The organism is Kribbella koreensis, assembly GCF_039525325.1.
GTDB classification, from domain to species: Bacteria; Actinomycetota; Actinomycetes; order Propionibacteriales; family Kribbellaceae; genus Kribbella; species Kribbella koreensis.
Genome location: NZ_BAAAHK010000007.1, coordinates 733,480 through 747,006, shown reverse-complemented (window position 1 = coordinate 747,006; position 13,527 = coordinate 733,480). Strand labels below are relative to the sequence as shown.

General features: G+C 67.2%; 10 protein-coding genes. 7 read left to right on the top strand and 3 right to left on the bottom strand.

All coding sequences use genetic code 11. The annotated features are described in order from the left end of the window. Positions 1–43 precede the first annotated feature (43 nt). The gene (locus tag ABD116_RS17580; protein ID WP_343970686.1) at positions 44–2,056 is read left to right on the top strand and encodes a neutral/alkaline ceramidase; all 2,013 of its coding nucleotides are present in this window, start codon (positions 44–46) and stop codon (positions 2,054–2,056) included. Here ABD116_RS17580 and ABD116_RS17575 read toward each other — a convergent pair. Both ABD116_RS17575 and ABD116_RS17570 read right to left on the bottom strand, forming a co-directional pair. Further along, a complete protein-coding gene (locus tag ABD116_RS17575) occupies positions 2,043–3,545 on the bottom strand; it encodes a DHA2 family efflux MFS transporter permease subunit (protein WP_343970682.1) in 1,503 nt (500 codons plus the stop codon). The two genes, ABD116_RS17580 and ABD116_RS17575, sit on opposite strands and share 14 nt — an antisense overlap. Before the next feature lie 55 nt (positions 3,546–3,600). Further along, on the bottom strand, positions 3,601–4,143 hold the full coding sequence (locus ABD116_RS17570) for a hypothetical protein (RefSeq protein WP_343970679.1): 543 nt from the start codon (positions 4,141–4,143) through the stop codon (positions 3,601–3,603). 408 nt (positions 4,144–4,551) lie between these two features. Here ABD116_RS17570 and ABD116_RS17565 point away from each other — a divergent pair, with 408 nt between their 5' ends. From ABD116_RS17565 to ABD116_RS17540, 6 genes are all read left to right on the top strand, one after another. Further along, positions 4,552–5,361 (top strand): DUF4397 domain-containing protein, encoded by an 810-nt coding sequence (locus ABD116_RS17565; RefSeq protein WP_343970676.1) that lies wholly within the window; start codon positions 4,552–4,554, stop codon positions 5,359–5,361. A gap of 62 nt (positions 5,362–5,423) precedes the next feature. Continuing rightward, the gene (locus tag ABD116_RS17560; RefSeq protein WP_343970673.1) at positions 5,424–5,999 is read left to right on the top strand and encodes a class F sortase; all 576 of its coding nucleotides are present in this window, start codon (positions 5,424–5,426) and stop codon (positions 5,997–5,999) included. A gap of 73 nt (positions 6,000–6,072) precedes the next feature. Further along, on the top strand, positions 6,073–7,440 hold the full coding sequence (locus ABD116_RS17555; protein WP_343970670.1) for a S41 family peptidase: 1,368 nt from the start codon (positions 6,073–6,075) through the stop codon (positions 7,438–7,440). Between the two features lie 196 nt (positions 7,441–7,636). Further along, the gene (locus tag ABD116_RS17550) at positions 7,637–8,257 is read left to right on the top strand and encodes an L-threonylcarbamoyladenylate synthase (RefSeq protein WP_343970667.1); all 621 of its coding nucleotides are present in this window, start codon (positions 7,637–7,639) and stop codon (positions 8,255–8,257) included. A 339-nt stretch (positions 8,258–8,596) separates the two neighbouring features. Beyond that, positions 8,597–9,568 (top strand): peptidoglycan-binding domain-containing protein, encoded by a 972-nt coding sequence (locus tag ABD116_RS17545; protein ID WP_343970664.1) that lies wholly within the window; start codon positions 8,597–8,599, stop codon positions 9,566–9,568. Positions 9,569–9,580: 12 nt separating this feature from the next. Continuing rightward, complete coding sequence (locus ABD116_RS17540) at positions 9,581–10,225, top strand: nitroreductase family protein (RefSeq protein ID WP_343970661.1); 645 nt, start codon at positions 9,581–9,583, stop codon at positions 10,223–10,225. 1 nt (position 10,226) lies between these two features. On the opposite strand, the gene ABD116_RS17535 is transcribed toward ABD116_RS17540, so the two are convergent. Continuing rightward, positions 10,227–13,385 (bottom strand): discoidin domain-containing protein, encoded by a 3,159-nt coding sequence (locus tag ABD116_RS17535; RefSeq protein ID WP_343970658.1) that lies wholly within the window; start codon positions 13,383–13,385, stop codon positions 10,227–10,229. Positions 13,386–13,527 lie beyond the last annotated feature (142 nt).

Genomic DNA, 13,527 nt, shown 5'->3' with positions numbered 1-13,527 from the left:
AAAGATGAAATTGGCTCAGCTTTCAATAGACTGAGGAGACTTCATGCGTCGCCGCCCCCGCTCGCTTGTTGCTGTGCTCGCCCTGGCGCTGGTCGCCACCGGGATGAGCGTCAATCGGACTCCCTCCGCGCAAGCCGTCGATACGGCGTACCTGGTGGGGCGGGGGATCTCCGACATCACCGGTCCGGCCGCCGAGAACGGAATGATGGGGTACTCGAAGTTCGGCCAGAACACGACCGGGATCCATCAGCGGTTGCGGGCCCGGGCCTTCGTCGCGGTCGAGCAGGCGACCGGGCAGCGAGTCGCCTACGTCAACTCGGATCTGGGGATGATCTTCCAGGCGCAGCGCGATGCCGTGCTGGTGAAGCTGCAGGCGAAGTACGGGGACCTGTACTCCGAGCGCAACGTGTTGCTGTCGGCAACGCACACGCACAGCGGGCCGGGTGGGCAGTCGCACAACCTGGCGTACAACCTGTCGATCTACGGATTCCAGAAGCAGGCCTTCGACGCGACCGTCGACGGCATCGTCGAGGCGATCACCAAGGCGCACCAGAATCTCGCGCCGGGCAGCATCAGCCTCGGCAGGTCGACGTTGACCGACGCCAGCGTCAACCGCTCGAGGATCGCCTTCGACCAGAACCCGGCTGCCGACAAGGCCGCCTTCCCGCAGGCGATCGACCCGGCGGTGACCGTACTACGGTTCCAGCAAGGCGGCTCCGACATCGGCGCGATCAGCTGGTTCGCCACCCACGCGACCTCGATCACCAACGAGAACACGCTGATCAGCCCGGACAACAAAGGCTATGCGGCCTACCGCTGGGAGCACGACGAGAAGGGTGTCCGCTACCTCGACGAGAGTCAGGGCTTCGTCGCCGCGTTCCCCAACACGAACGCCGGCGACATGTCGCCCAACCTCAACCTCAAGCCGGGTTCCGGCCCGACCGAGGACCCGTTGCTCAATCAGCAGATCCTCGGCGACCGCCAGCAACAGGCCGCCGAGCAGGCCTACAACGGGCCGCGGGCAACGATCACCGGCAGCCTCGACGCCCGGATGCGATATGTCGACATGTCGGCTGTTCAGGTCGATCCGCGGTACACGCCCGACGGTGAGGCACATCGCACCTGCCCGGGGGTCGTCGGCGCCTCCACGCTGGCCGGCAGTGTCGAGGACGGCCCGGCCATCCCGATCATCCCCGAGGGCGTGACGAACCCGTTCTTCGAAGCGCTCAAGCCGTTCAAGGTCGACGTCGCGCCGTGGCTGATCAGCTGCCAGTCGCCGAAGCTGGCCGCGGTACCGACCGGGTTGCTACAGGCGACGCCGGACATCGTGCCGATCCAGCTGGTCAAGCTCGGCCAGTTCTACCTGGTCGCGATGCCCGGCGAGGTGACGATCGTGGCCGGCCTGCGGCTTCGGCGGACGGTCGCGGGGGAGCTCGGCGTACCGATCGAGAACGTGTTGGTCTCGGGTTACTCCAACGCCTACAGCTCGTACGTGACGACGCCGGAGGAGTATCAGCTGCAGCAGTACGAAGGCGGCTCGACGCTGTTCGGGAAGTACACGCTGCCGGCGTACCAGCAGGAGTTCGCCGGACTGGCCAAAGCACTGAAGGCCGGTACGCCGGTACCGCCCGGGACTCATCCCCCGAAGCCGATCACGGCCGAGCTCAACCTGCAGACGGGCGTGGTGTTCGACGCGCCGCCGCCGTTCAAGTCGTTCGGCCAGGTGCTGACGGATGCGGCCCCGCAGTACCAGCGTGGAGCGACTGTCTCGGTGGTGTTCGTGACCGGGCATCCCAAGAACAACCTGCACCGCAACGGCACGTTCCTCGAGGTGCAGCGCCAAGTTGGTGGCCAATGGCAACGAGTTGCCGATGACGGCGACTGGAACACCACCTACCGCTGGGAGCGCGGCGGCCTGGCCGACTCGAAGGCGACCATCACCTGGAAGGCGACCGAACCCGGCACCTACCGGATCGTCCACCACGGCGACTCGAAGGCGCTGAACGGCACCATCACGCCGTTCACCGGGACGTCTCGCACCTTCACGGTGTCGTAGCAGCAGCCTCCGGAGTCGCCGGCGGCGGAGAGACCAGCGGGCAGTGCGTGTAGTGCTGCTCCTCCGCGGCCGGTGGCTTCGAGGCCTTCCCCGGAGCCAGCGTCACCCAGGCCAGTGCAGCACCCAAGACGGCCAGGCCGGACGAGATCCACATGGCCATCCGGAAGCCGTCACTGAAGGCGGCGGGATCCCGGTAGGAGTCGCCGGTGATGCCGGCCGCCAGCGGGATTGCGGCGACTGCCATCAGCTGGGCGGTTCGCGCGATGGCGTTGTTGACTCCGGAGGCGACGCCGGCGTGGTGGTCCTCGACCGCGTTCAGCACTGTCGAGGTGAGCGGGGCCACGGTGCAGACCAGGCCGATCCCCAGGACGATCACTGACGGAAGTACGGCGGTGAGGTAGCTCGCACCGGGCTTGACCCGCATCATCAGCAGGAAGCCGGCGGCCATGAAGAGCGGCCCGACCGTCATGTGGATCCGGGCGCCGATGATCTCCGACAGTTGGCCGGCGTAGCCCGACAAGGTCAACATGAGCAGGGTCATCGGCAGCAACGCAGCGCCGGCCTCGAGCGCTCCGTACCCGAGTGCCGTCTGCAGGAAGACGACCAGCAGGAAGGTCGCCGTGCCGAGCGCGCCGTAGACGGCGATGGTGACCAGGTTCGCGCCGGTGAAGCGCAGGTTCTTGAAGATCCCCGGCGGCAGGATCGGGTGCGAGCTGCGCCGCTCGACCTCGACGAAGGCCGCGAGACCGAGTACGCCGATCGCCAGCGTGCTCAGCACCAGGGCGTCGCCGAAGCCGCGATCGCCGGCGCTGATCAAGCCGAAGGTCACCCCGGCCAGGCCGACCGTCGCGAGCACGGCGCCGGCCACGTCGAGCTTGCCGGCCATCGTCTCGTCGCGGGTCTCCGGTACGTGCCTCAGCGTGACCAGCACGGTGGCCGCCGCGAGCGGCAGGTTGAGCACGAAGATCCATCGCCACGAACCGCTGTCCACCAGCGTCCCGCCCACGAACGGGCCGACCGCGGCGGCGACCGAGGTGAGCCCGGACCAGGTGCCGACCGCCTTGGCGCGGTCCGACTGTTTGAAGCTCGTCTGCAGGATCGCGAGGCTGCCCGGGGTGAGCAGCGCGCCGCCGATTCCCTGCAGGATCCGCCCGGCGATCATCACCTCGAGGTTCGGTGCGACCGCGCAGACGAGCGATGCGAGCGCGAACCAGATGACGCCGGTGACGAAGGTCTTGCGCCGGCCGAGCCGGTCACCGAGCGAGCCGCTCAGCAGGATCAGCGACGCGAGCATCAGCATGTAGCCGTTGACGATCCACTGCAGACCCGAGATCTCGGCGTTCAGGTCCTCGCCCATCGCGGGCAGCGCGACGTTCACGACCGTGCCGTCCAGGAATGCCATCCCGGAACCGAGCGCGGTGGCGGCCAGCACCCAGCGGCCCCGCGCGGTACCGAGGGCGATGGGCCCCGCGGCCTGTGTGTTGACCATGCCAACAGCTTAAGCGCTTCAAATACCCACCGTCCCGTGGGCGCTGGAGGCTAGTTCACGGCTGCATCGGCAGGTCCAGCTGGAGGACGGTGAGGGACTGGCCGGCCGGGATGCCCTGCTGGATGCCCAGACCGGGCGGTTCGCCAACGGCGCAACGGGTTTCGGTCATCTCCGGGCAGACCGCGTTGAGCAGGCTGCCGCCCGAGATCTGGTAGTTGGTCGGCAAGGTCGGGTCGACGCCGGCGGTGAGCGGGCTGATCGCGGCCGAGGCGCGACCGGTCTCCGACGGCAGGCTCCGGACCGTCGAACCGGACAGCCGATAGACCAGCCGGAGCTTCGTCGCGGCGACGGTCAGCGGCAGGTCGCGAGCCGCGGCCAGTTTGGTGGTCTCCATCGGGACCGGCTGGTCGTCGGCGGTGACCTTCAGACTCGTCGCGATCGGCTTGGTCGGCCGCATCATTCCGACCAGCTTGGTGCCGGACTGCGGCAACTGCAACCGGATCAGCGCGACCTCGGAACGCAGGACGACGTCTTCGGTGATGTCGAAACTGCCGTCACCACGCGGTACTGCGGCCAGGTGGATTCCAGGCGCGGTCAAACCCGGTCCCTCCGCCGTCGGTGGCGGTTGGACCGGTGCCGCGCCGCCCCCGTTGGCCAATGGGCCCGGGCTCGGCGCAACCGGCGTACCGGCTTGCTCATCAGCCGAACAAGCAACAGTCGTACTGATCCCCAGAGTCAGTGCGACCACCGCCAGCACGGAGGTCCTCAAGCTACGTGCGGACATGCGACATCGCCCCCAATGGACCCGGCCACTTCCTCTGGTGGCCGGATCGACTTCCGCATACGATACGCCGGAATTAGCCTGGCAAGGCAAATACTTATGCATTTCCGAAGGGGTGGGAAAATGCGGGGACACAGCGTATCCGGGCAATCTCCAACAGTTATCCCGGGGGGACGGAAAATCAGGACGATATTATCGAGAAGGTCAGGTCCGCAATTTGCCCGGGTGTTGTCCGGAGTGCTGGCGGTGACCGTGCTGGGGCTGGGGGCCCTGTTCGCGGTACCGGCGCAGGCGGCCGGTAGTGGTGTGCTGCACGTGATCCAGGGCCTGCCTGGCCGGACCCTCGACATCGCTGTGGACGGCAAGACGGTGGCCACCGGGGTGAAGGCGACCGAGGTGGTCGGCCCGCTCACGGTCGCGGCCGGCGCGCGGAAGATCACCGCGAAGGACGGCGGGAAGCTGGTGATCGAGCGGCAGGTGACGGTGGCTGCGGACAGCAACCTCGATGTCGTCATCCACCGGCCGGCCTCGCCGACGGCGGCTCCGGTGATCACCACCTATGTCAACAAGCTGACCGCCGTGCCGCGCGACAAAGGCGCGGTCCGGGTCGCGCACACGGCCGCGGTCGGGCCGGCCGACATCCGGGTGAACGGAAAGGTACTTTTCGCCAACGTGGCGAACGGGGAATCACTCGACGTGGTTGTTCCGGCCGGTACCTACTCGGTCGAGATCGTGCCCGCCGGGTCGACTTCGCCGGTTGTTCTCGGGCCGTTGAAATTGCCGGTCCGGGCCGGTTACCTGACCCGGGTCTTCGCTGTCGGCGAGCCGACCTCGAAGACGATGAACGTCGCGGTCGCGACGCTGAAGCTGCCCGGCGCCGGGAGTGAGAAGCCCGGCCTGGTCAACACCGGTACCGGTGGACAGGCGGCAGCGCTCGGACTCACCGAGGAGCACAAGGGCTCGTCGCTGCCCTTGCTGGTCCTGGTGGGCGCACTGGCGCTGACGGTCGTGGTCAGAAAGGCGGTACGTCGCTGAGGCGGCTCTTGCTCGGATTGCTGCTGTTCACCTGTGTGGCCCTGGAGGGGTGCGCCGCGCAGGTGAACGAAGCAGTCCCGAGTCCTGGAACGGCGGACGGCGGTACTCCGGCTGTGGGTCAGCCGGAGCCGTCGTCAGCCGTGCTGCCCGGGAGGGTCGGTACGCCGGCAGCCAGCCAGCGGGTGCGGTTCGTGCCGACCGAGATTGTCATGCCCGGTGGGGCAGAGGCGGCCGTGTTGCCGGCGTCTACGGTCGCGGGGCAACTCGTAGTACCGGAGCATGTTCAGCGGGTTGGCTGGTGGGACGGGGGAGCCGAGGCCGGCGATCCGTTCGGGTCGGTGGTGATCGCGGGGCATATCGACTCGGCCAAGGAGGGCATAGGTTTCTTCGTCCGGCTCGAGCGGGTCAAGACGGGCGACACCGTCGAACTGCGCGGCGACGGCCATAGTGCGAAGTACCGGGTGAATTCGGTGACCTCGGTGCCGAAGGATGCGCTGGCGACGAAGAGCGGTGCTTTCGACCAGACGGGTGATCATCGGCTGGTGCTGATCACGTGCACGGGTGCGTACGACCGCGGGCGGGGCGGCTACGAGAAGAACCTGGTGGTCAGCGCGACACCGCTGGGCCTGGCGAAGTAGTAGAGCTAGACCTACCCCCGATGGGGTGGTCGCTCCCTGTTTGCGGTCCTGCGGACCGACAAGAGTTGACTGCATGAAGCTCACACTGCTGCCGGTCGTCGGGATCGTCGCCGGACTCGTCGCGGCACCCCTGTCCGCACCACTTGCGGCCGGCGCGGCGACGAATCTCGACGGTGTCTGGCGGATGGACGGCTACGGCACGATCGTTGCCATCGACAACGGTAAGGCGTCGCTGTTCTCCACTACCTCGATCAGCTGTACGCCGGCCGGCGAGTACACGCAGACCGGTGACCGATTCACCGCCGACGAGGAGCAGGCCTTCACCGTACGGGGCCGGCGCGACCGCGCGGTGATGCACGTCGAGGGCAATGTCGGCGACAAACACCTGCGCCGGGTGGCGAAACTACCCAAGCTCTGCACGGAGCCGGGCGCGACGGGTCCGCTCGCCGTCTTCGATCAGTTCTGGACGACGTACGCCGAGAACTACCCGTTCTTCCAGGCCAAGGGCATCGACTGGAACAAGGCCCGCGCCACCAACCGCCCGCTGGTCACCCCGGGCATCTCGGACGACGCGTTGTTCGCCTTGCTCAGCAACATGATCAAGCCGCTAGGCGACGCGCACACGGCGATCCGTACGCCCAACGGCAAGCTGTACGCCGGCGCCCGGCCGGGGACGACGCTGCCGACGCCGGAGCTCGAGGCGAAGCTGCGGCCGTACATCGAGCAGACCGCGTTGAAGGGCGTGAAGTACACGTCGTACGCGAACGACCGGATCGGGTACGCCGACCTGCCCGGCCGGATCGGCTACCTGCGGGTGATCGCGTTCCTCGGCTACGGCGACGTGCCCGATTACAACGCCGAGCGGGACACCCTGAACGCGACGCTGGACAAGATCCTCACCAAGGAACGCGTCAGCGGGCCGGGCAAGTTGCGTGGCCTGATCGTCGACCTGCGGATCAACGGTGGCGGCTCCGACCAGCTCGCCCTCGATCTGGCGTCGCGGCTGACCAGCAAGCCGTTCTTCGCGTATGCCAAGCGAGCCCGCAACAACCCGGTCGACGCCAGCGCGTTCACGACGCCCCAGCCGCTGTTCGTCGCGCCGTCGGAGCGGACGAAGTACACGGGACCGATCGCGATGCTGACCGGTGGCTCGCAGATGAGCGCCGGCGAGACCTTCACCCAGGCGATGATCAACCGCGTCCCGCGACCGGTCCGGATCGGCGAGAACACTCAAGGCGTCTTCTCCGACACCTTGCAACGAACCCTTCCGAACGGCTGGGAGTACATCCTGCCGAACGAAGAGTTCCGCACCCGCGACTGGAAGACGTTCGACGGCCCCGGCATCCCGCCGGACATCCGTACTCCGGTCTTCACCACCGCCGAACTCGACGGCCACCGCGACACCGCGTTCCGCACGGCCCTGAAGCTCCTGGTCAGGTAGTCCACCGAGGGCTGCCCGGAGCCGTCCCTGATCTACTCTCCGAGCCGTTCCCAACCGACGGGAACGGCTCGGAGAATCAGTGTCATGACCACCCCACCCCGGTTCGCCCGGCCGATCCTCACCACCGTCCTCGCCCTGACGACGCTGGCGCTCACCCTGCTGCTCTGAGTAGCGGCGCCACGCTAGGGTCGGGGGCATGGCGAGGTATTTCGATGTGCACCCGGAGAATCCGCAGAAGCGATCGATCGGGCAGGTGGTCGAGCTGATCCGCAACGACGGGTTGATCGCCTATCCGACGGACTCCTGTTTCGCGCTCGGCTGCCAGCTCGGCAACAAGGACGGCTTGGACCGGATCCGGACCATCCGGCATCTCGACGACCGGCACCACTTCACCCTGGTCTGCCAGGACTTCGCCCAGCTCGGCCAGTTCGTGCACATCAGCAACGCGGTCTTCCGGTCGATCAAGGCGGCGACGCCGGGCAGCTACACGTTCATCCTGCCGGCCACCAAAGAGGTCCCGCGCCGGCTGCTGCACCCGAAGAAGAAGACGGTCGGTGTCCGGATACCCGACCACGTGGTGACGCAGGCGCTGCTGGAGGAGCTCGGCGAGCCGCTCCTGTCGAGCACCCTGCTGCTGCCCGACCAGGAGGAGCCGATGACCCAGGGCTGGGAGATCAAAGAGCTCCTGGACCACCAGATCGACGCGGTGATCGACTCCGGCGACTGCGGCACCGAGCCCACCACGGTGGTCGACTTCTCCGAGGACACCCCCGAGGTCGTCCGGGTCGGCGCCGGAGACCCATCCCCCTTCGAGTAACAGCCGCCCTCTTCGGCCCAGGCGCCAACCCTCCGCGACCCACCCGATTCCAGTTGCCAAGGGCAACGGTCGACCGTCGGCGCATACCCAAGTGGATGGGCAAGCGCTTGCCTCGGCGTGTCGGGCTGACCGGCGGGAGTTGTGCATGCATGGCAGTCCGGCGGCGGTTGGCCGGCGGCTTGTTCGGTCACTGGCGACCTGCAGCGCGGCAGTGGCCGAAGGAACGGCGTTCGCCGGCCGGTTCGCCACTCCAGCTCTTGCGGTGGGGAAATTTGTGTCCGAAAGTGGCCGGGAGAGGTTACTGATTCACGGACTCGACCGCCCCGAATGGAGACCACCGTGCCCTCGCTCAAAAGACCAGCCCTGGCTCTGCTTGCTGTGATCCTGCTGATCGGTGGGATCCCCGGCAGCGCTCAGGCCTACGCGAACGCGTTCTTCCCGACTCAGAACAGCGGCAACCGCGGCGCCGACGTACTGGCGATCCAGTACCTGCTGCAGCACAACGGTCAGTCGGTGACTGCTGACGGCGTCTTCGGTGCGACCACCGTGACCGCGGCCAAGGCCTTCCAGACCGCCAAGGGCCTCGGCTCCGACGGCATCGTCGGCCCGCAGACCTGGGGTGCGCTGGTACCGACGATCCGGCTCGGCGACAACAACGCGGCCGTGAAGGCGTTGCAGGTCGAGCTGAACGCCAAACGCCGGCTCGGCCTCGCCGTCGACGGAGTCTTCAGTACTTCGGTCCGCGACGCCGTCGTCGCGTTCCAGTCCCACGCCGGGATCGGCGCCGACGGCATCGTCGGCCCGATCACCTGGCGCAACCTCACCTGGCACTACGACTACCCCGACTTCACCGCCAACCTCTGCGACCAGGACCCCGACGGCAACGGCACCGCCGCCAACTGGGCCGCCGCTGCCGCTGTCGCTCAACTGGAGGCGGCCACCCGCTCCTTCGCGAGCACCAACCAGGGCAAGGTCGGGTACGGCGACGCCGGCTTCGAGCACGGTGGCGACATCCCCGGCCACGCCAGCCACGACAACGGCATGGACATCGACATCTGGCCGATCCGTACCGACAACGCGCAGTGCACCGCCGGACGGATCACCTGGGAGTCCGCGACGTACGACCGCGCCGCGACCCGCCAACTCGTCCAAGCGGTCCGGGCGGCCGCTCCCGGGCACGTCAAGTTCATCTGGTTCAACGACCCGACGCTGATCAACGAAGGCCTGACCGCCAACTGGCCGGCCCACGACAACCACCTCCACATCCGGTACTGCGAGAAGGTCCACCCCAACAGCACCTACGTGTGCTGACAAACTGATCGGGTGACGACACTCGACCTGACCCCAGACGAACTGCTCACCACCACCCGTACCGTCCGCAAGCGGCTCGACCTCGAGCGGGCGGTGCCGATGGAGCTGATCCGCGAGTGCATCGAGATCGCGCTCCAGGCGCCGTCCGGGAGCAACCGGCAGACGTGGCACTGGCTGGTGATCACCGACGCGGAGAAGCGGGCAGCGATCGGGGAGTACTACCGGCGGTCCGTCGAGTCGTACCTGGAGTCCCCGGGTGCGGCCGGCCGGCTGCATGCCGACGACCCGGACAGGGCGCCGGTGCAGCAACGCGTCGGGTCGAGTGTCGCTTACCTGGGCGAGAAGATGGGCCAGGTACCGGTCCTGGTCATCCCCTGCCTCCAGGTGAAGTCGCTGGGCGCGGGCAACCAGGCCGGCATCTGGGGCTCGATCCTGCCGGCCGCGTGGCAGTACTGCCTCGCTGCGCGTGCACGTGGCCTCGGTACTGCGTGGACCACGCTGCACATGACCTATGAGCAGGAGATCTCGGAGTTGCTCGGACTGCCTGAGGACATCCGGCAGTCCGTGCTCCTCCCGACCGCCTACTACACCGGCGATACCTTCAAGCCCGCTCCGCGCCAGCCGGTCGAGGAAGTACTGCACATCGACGGCTGGTGAGTCACCTGACCTCCAGCTCGGACAGCTGCATCCGGTAACCGCCTTCGCCATCCGGCCTCAGTTCGGTCCCGCGTACCTGCACATACCTCGCCGTAGTCGCGGGGAACGTGTAGGCCTGTACTCCGGAACCGGGCTGCGGCAGGTCGTTCACCGTGGCCACCGGGGTCCAGGTCGTGCCGTCGAGTGAGGTCTCGATGGTGAAGTCGACCGGGAACCCGTTGCCGGTGTTGCCGCCGTCGGAGCGGGCGTACAGGTCGACGCGGCTGATCAGGCTGGGTCCGCCGAGATCGACTCGCGCGTACTGCGGGCTGTTGGCCGCCACCGACGCGCTGGTCCAGCCCATCGAGTTCCACAGCCTGGATTGGTGGGAGCCGTCGGTGAGGTTGGCCTTGAGCCAGCCCTCGGCGGTGAACTCGGACGAGGTCGACGAGCTGACCGGGCGTCCGGCCGCCAGGTTGCCGCCGGCAACTTCTACTTCGGCGAACTGCAGGCGGTAGGTGCCGAAGTTGTCCTGGCTGAGCCTGTTGCCGACGACCTTGACGTAGCGGACGTTCTGCGGTGCGAAGGGGAACGTCTGGGCGGTGGCGGTCGGCTTCGGGTAGTTCTGTTTGCCGGCGACGGTCGACCAGGTTGTTCCGTCTTGCGAGACCTGCACGGTGAAGTCGATCGGGAATCCGCTGCCGGCGTTGGAGCCGTCACTGCGTGGGTAGAGATCCACTCGGCTCACAGGCTTGGCCGAGCCGAGGTCGAGTTGGATGGATTGCGCGTCGGTGGCGCTTGCTGCCGCGGCGCTCGTCCAACCCATTGAGCCGGTTACCGACGTACGCCGGCCGTCCACCGCCGCCCGTGGATTCCAGCCGTCGCCGTCGTACGTCGAGCTGACGGTGACCGGCCGGGCCTCCGCCGGGTTGGTCTCGGGGTTGAGCCGGACGTTGTCGAACTGGACGCTGACCCCACCGCTGGCCAGGCCGACGCCACCCGCGCTGAACGCGTTGTCGGTGACGGTCAGGACAGGTGCTTGCCCTGTTCCGGCGTACACGGTGATCGTGTTGCCGCGTGCAACTACTCTCAAGCGGTTGAACTGGCCGGGGGTGTAGCCGGTCGCCTGGGCGTGCGCGAGGTTGGTGCCGCTGCGGTAGACGAACACCTCGCCGTTGTTGCGCTGGGCGACCAGGTAGCCGCTCTCGAAGTCGGTGGTGTTGAGGTTGCGGACAACGAGGCCGGCCCAGTTGTTGTTGCCGTCGTTGCTGTTCACGCCGGTGATCTTCAGGTCGACGCTCGCTGCGACATCGGCGTACGCGCGGCCTTTGAGTCCGCTGACGAAGTCCCAGCGGGAGGTGTCGGTCTGGCTGAGGATGCCGCTCGTCGACGACCAGGTGCCCTTGCCTGCTTGCCAAGCAGAGGCGCCGGTGGTGAAGTCGTCGGCGTACGGAAAGGTCTGGTCGGGGCCGCCGGTGGCGAGGGCGTCGAGGACCTGGCGGTGGACGTCGTCGATCGCAGTACCGGAGTGGTCGATCGTGTACGAGTTGGTGATGAGGGAGTTGGCGAGGGCCTTCGCCAGGACGGGCTTGGTCGCGGTGAGCTTGGTGAAGAGTTCGTAGTCCTCGACGCCGTCGAGTTGGGTTTCGCTGCGGACGCTGTCGTACAGGTCGTAGGCCGCGCGGTTCGGGCGTACCAGGAAGTTGTCGCCGGTCTGCGGGCCGTCGAAGGTGTCGAACTGGACGTACGGGCCGCCGACGTTCTGGAACCAGTAGTTCCAGCCCCAGTGCAGGTAGCCGACCGCGTTGGCCTTCCAGGCGAGCAGCGGGGTGAGGCGGGTCTTGTCGAGGTGCGAGCCGATGAAGCGGTTGAGGTACGGGCCGCGCGGGCCGATGCAGTTGTAGAGCCAGAGCTCGTTGCCGTTCAGCCGCTTGGTCTGGAAGTAGCCGACGTTGTCCTCGTACAGGTTGAGGATCGGGGTGTTCGAGGTGACGGTGGCCGGCGGGGTGTTGATGGCGAGCTCGGCCTCGTTGAGCTTCGGGTTCGGGAAGGACTGCCGGTACTTCGCGTAGAGCCAGTTGGCCGCGGTGATCTCCTCCGGGTGACTCGACTCGTCGTTGGCGCTCATGTAGAAGATGTCGGTCCAGCCCTTGGCATCGAGGTGCTGCTTGAGCGCCGGGAACACCTTGTCCAGATAGGCGTTCGACTCGGGAGTGTTGGTGGCGACGGCGACCATCTGGGTCTTTCCGTCGGAGCCGCGCTTGAGCATCTCGAGGGTCGGGCTGGTGCCGCCGTTGAGGAGGTGAGGGGTGTGGATCCATTGCAGGGCGCCGGCGTCGGCGTACGTCTGGATGAACCGGTCGAAGGTGTTCCAGCCGAAGGTATAGTTGCCTGCGGCATCGATGGTGGTGTCGGGGATGAGCAGCGCCTGGAAGTCGGCGAAGACCACGTTGTTGCGGTGCTCGGCGTGGTTGCGGGCCATCGCCTCGATCACCTTCCACCAGTTGGCGTCGTACATCTGGACGCCGTACTGGACCGGGATCGACTTGACCGTGCCGTCGTAGTCCCAGCCGGCCGAGGTGGTCCAGTTGTTGAGCTTGAAGGTGGACTGGTTGGTGGGCGGGATGGTCGTCGGGTAGACGGTCAGGCGCACCGGTACTGCGACGTTGCCCGCGCTGCTCTGGACGGTGGCGGTGCCGGTGTAGACGCCGGGGGTCTGGGTGGTGGGGACGTGGACGCTGTAGTGGTACGGCTGGGTGATGTTGGCGGCCAGTGCGCGTGGAGTGTTTTCGACTAGCGCGTCGTAGTACGCCGTACCGCCACCAGGCGCTGCTTCCACCTCGGCGTCGCCCAGCAGGATGACGTTGGGATGCAGGTACTCCCGACGCACGCTGATCTCTGCTGCCGGGATGGTCGCCCCTCCGGGGCCGGTCAACGCGCTGGGGCTCACTGATACTCCGGTGACCGCAGCCGTCGGCCGTACTGCGATCTGCGCCGCCTCGGTCTCGTTGCGGGCGGCGTAAAGGTCGATCGCGGTCGGTGCGCCGGCGGGTCTCGTCGTTCCGGCGAACAGCCGGTCGGCCGCGCTGTGCGTCCACACCGGTGGAGGTGCCGCGTGAGCGGGCAGGGGGACCAGTGCGGCAATCAGCACCCCAGCTGCAAGACCTGCGATTGTGCGCATTGATGTCCTCCGGGCGGCCAAAGAATCAGAAGTGTGCACGATTCTGTGATCACCCTCCGCGCCGGTCAACCCTGAACCCCGTAACCACCGCGTCCGAAACCGGCCATCGGTTGCCTAACACTCAAAACTCTCTTAGGTTGTT